Source organism: Runella limosa DSM 17973 (assembly GCF_000482465.1).
Taxonomy (GTDB): Bacteria; Bacteroidota; Bacteroidia; order Cytophagales; family Spirosomataceae; genus Runella; species Runella limosa.
Genome location: NZ_AXVJ01000083.1, coordinates 1 through 6,295, shown reverse-complemented (window position 1 = coordinate 6,295; position 6,295 = coordinate 1). Strand labels below are relative to the sequence as shown.

Annotated in this window: 6 protein-coding genes; 4 read left to right on the top strand and 2 right to left on the bottom strand. The window is 41.0% G+C overall.

Annotated elements, in window-relative coordinates; translation table 11 throughout:
• Nucleotides 1–391: 391 nt before the first annotated feature.
• The gene (locus tag K339_RS0109590; protein WP_028523396.1) at nucleotides 392–1,336 is read left to right on the top strand and encodes a ParA family protein; all 945 of its coding nucleotides are present in this window, start codon (nucleotides 392–394) and stop codon (nucleotides 1,334–1,336) included.
• A gap of 13 nt (nucleotides 1,337–1,349) precedes the next feature.
• On the top strand, nucleotides 1,350–2,201 hold the full coding sequence (locus K339_RS0109585) for a ParB N-terminal domain-containing protein (protein ID WP_037299913.1): 852 nt from the start codon (nucleotides 1,350–1,352) through the stop codon (nucleotides 2,199–2,201).
• Between the two features lie 42 nt (nucleotides 2,202–2,243).
• Here the strand turns inward: K339_RS0109585 and K339_RS33195 are convergent, their stop codons facing one another.
• Nucleotides 2,244–2,846 (bottom strand): ATP-binding protein, encoded by a 603-nt coding sequence (locus tag K339_RS33195; RefSeq protein WP_169731839.1) that lies wholly within the window; start codon nucleotides 2,844–2,846, stop codon nucleotides 2,244–2,246.
• A gap of 72 nt (nucleotides 2,847–2,918) precedes the next feature.
• Between K339_RS33195 and istA the strand changes: the two genes are divergently transcribed.
• Entirely contained in the window at nucleotides 2,919–4,478 is a 1,560-nt protein-coding gene (gene istA / locus K339_RS0109575; RefSeq protein ID WP_028523394.1) for an IS21 family transposase, read from the top strand.
• Nucleotides 4,479–4,516: 38 nt separating this feature from the next.
• On the top strand, nucleotides 4,517–5,266 hold the full coding sequence (istB, locus tag K339_RS0109570; RefSeq protein ID WP_028523393.1) for an IS21-like element helper ATPase IstB: 750 nt from the start codon (nucleotides 4,517–4,519) through the stop codon (nucleotides 5,264–5,266).
• A gap of 53 nt (nucleotides 5,267–5,319) precedes the next feature.
• Here the strand turns inward: istB and K339_RS33190 are convergent, their stop codons facing one another.
• A complete protein-coding gene (locus tag K339_RS33190) occupies nucleotides 5,320–5,937 on the bottom strand; it encodes an ATP-binding protein (protein WP_051397912.1) in 618 nt (205 codons plus the stop codon).
• Between the last annotated feature and the right edge of the window lie 358 nt (nucleotides 5,938–6,295).

The following is a 6,295-nucleotide window of genomic DNA, read 5'->3' as shown; positions in this document are numbered from 1 at the left end:
TGTCGTAATTCACGAGGATTTTGTCGTAGTTAGTGCTCATAACATAATGAAATTCAAAGAGTTACAAGCCCCTCAAATATCAAATAATAATAAATAATAATAAATTCACAAATTTGTGATATATTTTCTTCTAGGGTAAAAAATGTGGATAACTCACCCTTTTAGGCTCCATTTATGGAGGATTGATAAAATAGAAAATCAAAAAAAAGACAAAAAACAAAAACAAACTTTGAATTTTTGGCGGGCGGGCGACGGGGCTCGTCACGAGGATTTTGTCGTAGTTCAAACGTATATTTTTATTACCCTAAGTATATTCGCACCTTTTTTATTTTTTATTCGATATGTATGATAAAATTTTATCATATTTGCATATTCATGTTAATTATTGTTTATGCTAACCCAAGACATCGTTTTTCGCTTTTTCAGAGCAAAACCCGCACTAAATCATTCACAGATTGAAAAAGAAGCAGGTTTACCTTCTAAGACACTCTATCGTGCTTTAGGCGGGCATATCAATCTAAATGAAAAACACCTAGCTAAATTAATCCCTATTCTGAGAAGCTACGGGTTTTCGGAAGAGTTATTTAGCAAAGCCAGGGTTATTTCAATCGTTAACCATAAAGGCGGTGTAGGAAAAACCACCTCAACCATCAACCTCGGGAAAGCCCTTAGTATTCTTGGCAATCGAGTCCTGATGCTGGATATGGACTCTCAAGGCAATCTTTCTCAGTGTTTTGGGATTCATCAGCCAGAAACCCAAATCATAGATGCTTTACTTGATAAAAAAAGCCTACCGATTATTGAGATTGAGCCTAAATTACACCTTGCTCCTTCCGACATACAGATGGCTTACCGCGAACTTGAGCTCGTCAATTCCATTGGTAGTGAGAAACGCTTAGCCAATAAACTAGCCCCTCTCTTATCCGAATATGATTATGTTCTCATTGATTGCCCACCTTCATTGAATGTACTGACAACTTGCTCATTGGTTGCCTCTCACGAGTGTATGATTCCAATTCAACCCGAAGCATCGGCTTATCATGGTGTCGAAAACTTATTTAATCGCATTTCCGAAATACGTGAACACCTGAACTATACCCTCCAAGTGCGAGGCATTTTTTTTACCATGGTACACAAAAATCAGAGTGTGCACAAAAACATGATTGAACATATTCGGGATGTCTATGGTCATTTTACTATTTTTTCTACCCAAATAGAGACTTCAACGGTCATCAAACAATCACAAGTAGCCAAAAGTGACTTGTTTGATTATTCACCTAAATCAAACTCCGCAAATCAATATTTAGCCCTAGCCCAAGAAATGGTCGCTGTTTAACCTTAACTTAATCATGGCAAAAGATTTTATGTCGGGAATTAAAAAAGCTACCGCTCAAATTCCCACTTCTACATTCTCCGAAGTTGAAAAGATAAAAAAACAGATTGTTGTAATAGATGAACTAAAGCAGTTTATTACTCCACTCACCGCAGAAGAGCTACAAATACTCGAGAACAACATAAAAGCCCAAGGATGTAAAGATCCATTGGCAATATGGGAAACGTCGCACAGAGAGGCTGGAATCGGCGATTCTGACGAAATTGTACATGTCTTGGTGGATGGTCACAACCGATACACCATTTGTACAAAGTACAACATTGACTTTAAGATTACCATTTTGAAGTTTGAAGGTATCGAGAAAGTAAAGGATTTCATGATTGACTATCAGCTTGGGCGCAGAAACCTCACTCCTGAACAGCTTTCATTTTTTAGAGGATTAAGATATAACAGAGAAAAAGGCGGGAAAGGGAAATACGACCGTGAAGAGGGAAGTGTAGATATTTCAAAAGCATTGGCGGAGGAATTTAACGTGAGTCAACGAACCATCAAAAATGACGGTAACTTCGCCAAGGGAATTTCTAAGTTAATTCCAGAGTTACAGCAACAAGTTTTGGCTGGAAACACACCATTTAATCGCACGGTTATTCAGGACATAGGAAAACGTGATGATATTTCAGAAGGCAGCTTAGTATCCGTTGCACAATTAGGTAGTGATACCATCGAGGATACTCTTTCTCCTTATCTTGAAGAGTTTAGTCAACGCAAGAAAGAAATTGCTCGTCTTGCTGCTAACCTGAGTTCAAAATCTGATTATTCTCAATTAGTGCAAAAAGTAAAAGAATTAAAAAAATTTATAACTACTTGATAATCTTTGTTTTAACCATAAGTGCAAAACTTGCACTTATGGTTAAAACAATTGCTCCAGATAGTTTACGCCCAGTACTGTGGCTTCGCTACGCTTTTGATAGTCGTCACCACCATACACCAAGTGTAGTTGGGCATCGGGTGCTATCTTTTTGAAGTAGGTTAATCCTTTAAAAAACTCGCCATTAATTGTTTTGCCCGCTTTAATTTCAACCGCGTGAAGTTTTAGCCCATCTTGCATCAGCAAATCTACTTCGTTTTGATTACTGTCGCGCCAGTAATACAATTGTGGACGACGGCCTTGGTTGTAGTGCATTTTCATCACCTCCAGAATCACCAAATTCTCAAAAATAGCGCCTTTGGCAAAATGTAACTGGATTTCGGCTTCGGTACGTATTCCCAACAAATAACATAGTAACCCTGTGTCATAAAAATAGACTTTAGGCGCTTTGGTGATGCGTTTGTTGAAATTCTTGTAATAGGGCGGCAACCGAAATAAAATGTACGATGCTTCCAAAACCGATGTCCATGCTTCTACCGTCTGACTGTTTACGCCCAAATCATTGGCAATACTTGAAGCGTTAAATACTTGTCCTGCTCGCCCAGCTGTAAAATGATGCAAAAAGGAGCCACCGAATGATGGCAAAGTAGTCCAAGTGTGGATAAGTTCAGAGCGATAAAAATGGGAAGTTTGCAGGGAATAAAAACCCTTACAAACATGGCCAATAATCGCATCAGAATGAAACAACTTCATACACTCATTACCTACCGGGTAAGCGGCCGGAGCAAGCGATGGATAGCTCGCAGCTTAGGAATATCACGTAAAACGGTAGACACCTATTTGGGGTATTTGCATTCAGAAATAGGCTCTGATCTAAGCGAGTTATTGAGTTGGGATGAAGAAGCCCTTTTCCGTTTAGTTAAGCGTCAGGACAGCCCGACGACTCATCAGGAATTAGAGTTGCTTTTTCCCCTTTACCAAAAAGAACTTCAGAAAGTTGGGGTGACTCGGCTGCATTTATGGCAGAAGTACTGCCTGACGACCCCTCACGCCGTCACTTATTCGCGCTTCTGTCACTACTTTCGTCGTTGGGAATCAAGTCAAAAAGTAGTAATGCACCTGGAGCATAAGGCAGGCGATAAACTTTACATTGATTTTGCAGGAGAAAAACTGCACATCACAGAGACTCAAACAGGTAAAAAACAGGAATTGGAAGTCTTCGTTGCGGTTTTGGGATGCAGTCAGTACACGTATTGCCAAGCGGTTTACAGTCAGAAAAAACATGATTTTCTCTTAGCTCTTGCCAATGCTTTAACCTACTTCGCAGGTGTACCCCAAGCCATCGTACCCGATAACCTCAAGGCCGCTGTCACTAAATCGGACCGCTACGAACCCGATTTAAACGAGAGTATTGAGGACTTTGCCTCTCACTATCAAACTGTTATTTACCCGGCCCGCAGTCGCCATCCCAGAGATAAAGCTTTAGTAGAGCGAACCGTTGGCATTCTTTACAGTCGGGTATATGCTTTTGTCAATGAACACGCCTTTTCCTCCCTTCATCAGCTTAATGAGGCAATCAGAGAACGGCTGATGCTTCATAATCAATCCTGCTTTCAGGGTAAAACCGAGAGCCGTCAGAGCCTGTTTGAAGAACTGGAAAGACCTGTTTTGCAAACCTTACCCTCGGCCCGTTATGAGCTGAAATGCTTTAGAAAAGCCAAAGTGCAAAAGAACTGTCATGTTTTACTCTCCGAAGACAAACACTACTATTCCGTGCCTTATCGCTATGTAGGTCAATATGTTAAGTTAGTTTATTCGGCCGAAAATGTAGAAGTATATGCTGACCATAAGCGGGTGGCAACCCATGAAAGATTCCGTTCCCAACACCAATACACCACCCTTAAAGAACATTTACCGGCCCAACATCAATACCTGATGAACTGGAATCCGGAGTTCTTTGAGGAACAGGCAAAAAAGATTGGACCTAATACCCTACTGGCCGTTGAGCAAATGTTGGCCAAGAGAAAGTATGCCGAGCAAGCTTATAAATCCTGTGCAGGCACTCTGGCCTTAGTTCAAAAAGTAGGCAAAGAACGCCTCGAAAACGCCTGCGAAAGAGCGTTGGCTTACGACTTTGTATCCCTCAAACTCATCCGTAACATCCTGGACAGAGAACTCGACAAAGTGCCTATCAAGTCGGACTTATCGGAAGAATCTTCCCAAACCCGTATTATCCCCCTACACGCAAACATCAGAGGAGCAGGCAATTATCAGTAACCCTTTATTTTTTTCTTTTCAAAAGCAACACAAATTAAATGAACACACAGGCAACACTCCAACAACTCCGAAGCCTCAAACTCAATGGCATGGCTTCTTCCTATGAAGCCATGCTCAGACTGCCGCTTGATCAACAACCGCCCGCTGACCAACTCTTGGCCCAACTCGTTGAATCAGAAAGTCTTCACCGACAACATCACCGAACGCTGGCGGCTATCAAAGCCGCAAAATTCCGCTATCAGGCAGCCATTGAGGAAATCCAGTACCTGCCCGAGCGTAATCTTGACAGGAACCTCATGCTCAGATTGGCCGAGTCCCGCTTCATCGCCAAAGGGGAAAATGTTTTTATCACAGGAGCTACGGGCTGCGGTAAAAGTTATATCGCATCAGCACTGGGCTTGCAGGCATGTCAAATGGGGTACAAAGTGGGTTACTTCTCGATGACCAAACTGCTTCAAAGGTTCAAATTGGCAAAAGCCGACAATACCATCAGCAAGGAATTGGCCCGTATCGAAAAAATGAACCTGATTATCTTGGATGATTGGGGATTGCAACCCCTTGACAGTGCAATGAAAATTACACTTTTACAAATGATTGAAGATCGTCATGGCAGGGCATCAACTATTATTACCTCTCAACTTCCCGTGGCCAATTGGTTCGACTATATCGCAGAACCTACCTTGGCCGATGCTATCATGGATAGATTAATCCAGCATGTTCATCGACTGGAATTAAAAGGGGAATCCATGAGAAAAAAACAAAAAAATAATGCAACTCTTACTCCTTAATTTACCTTTGTAATCACGCTTCGATACTTATCCACAGCTGGCCTAATTATCCATCATTCAATGGCCTTCTTTAGCTTCATTATACACCCAGCCATCAAATACAGGAAGTTTTGAAAAAGGGAAAGGTTTTGAACCTGAATCAATTGCCGTACGTCGCGCTCAATGTACGTTTGAATGTAGGTTGGAAAAAAGTCTTCAGGTGATATTTCTTTTTGGATGAGCCTTGGGTAGCCTCCTTTAAAGATAAACTCGTCAATGGGTGGTTTTTCAAGTAGTTCAAAATAAGAAAATGGTAAAAGGGTTAATAAGGCTACTCTTCCCGCCAACGACTGCGTGATTTTTTGCATAAGCAAAAAGTTCTGTGAGCCCGTCAAAACATACTCTCCTGTTCGGTTACGCTCATCAGTGAACACTTGTAAGTACGAGAACAAATCGGGGACATTCTGTACTTCATCCAAGATAACGCGGTTTTGGTACCGCTCCAAGAAACTATGTGGGTCATTTTGAGCCAAGGCTCTATTGTCAAGTAGCTCTAGGTTGACATACTGATAATCAGAAGCAAACAATTTAGAAAACGTGGTTTTTCCCGATTGCCTCGGCCCAGAGACAGATACCATCGGAAACTTAGTCAGTAGCAATTGTGCTTTATCGGTCAGTGCTCTTGGAATCATTTATGTAATTTTAAAATATAATTGTAAATTTACATAAAATGTTATAAAGTTCAAATAATCAATGTTTTAACGCTCGATTTTTATTCTGATGGAATTGGACTAGTGTACCTGTGAGGTTGTTGCAAGTCCTTCCAAGTTTCAAAAACTTGGAAGGACTGTCTTAATCCTTATTCTACTGGAAATGAGGTTGTTGCAATTAATATTAATTATAAACAATCAAAAACATGGAGTGGTCCTATTTAGACGGACAGTCGAAAAGCGTAATCGCACGGATTTCTATGGTTTATGCAAGCGTGCGAGTATAATTTTTGTCATATTTTTGCTGGTGATGCACCACCGAGCAGATGCGATGAATGAG

Excerpts from the sequence above, each read along its gene's own strand:
- K339_RS0109590 (WP_028523396.1), top strand. The coding sequence starts at position 392 with ATGCTAACCCAAGACATCGTTTTTCGCTTTTTCAGAGCAAAACCCGCA.
- K339_RS0109585 (WP_037299913.1), top strand. The coding sequence starts at position 1,350 with ATGGCAAAAGATTTTATGTCGGGAATTAAAAAAGCTACCGCTCAAATT.
- istA (WP_028523394.1), top strand. The coding sequence starts at position 2,919 with ATGGCCAATAATCGCATCAGAATGAAACAACTTCATACACTCATTACC.
- istB (WP_028523393.1), top strand. The coding sequence starts at position 4,517 with ATGAACACACAGGCAACACTCCAACAACTCCGAAGCCTCAAACTCAAT.
- K339_RS33190 (WP_051397912.1), bottom strand. The coding sequence starts at position 5,937 with ATGATTCCAAGAGCACTGACCGATAAAGCACAATTGCTACTGACTAAG.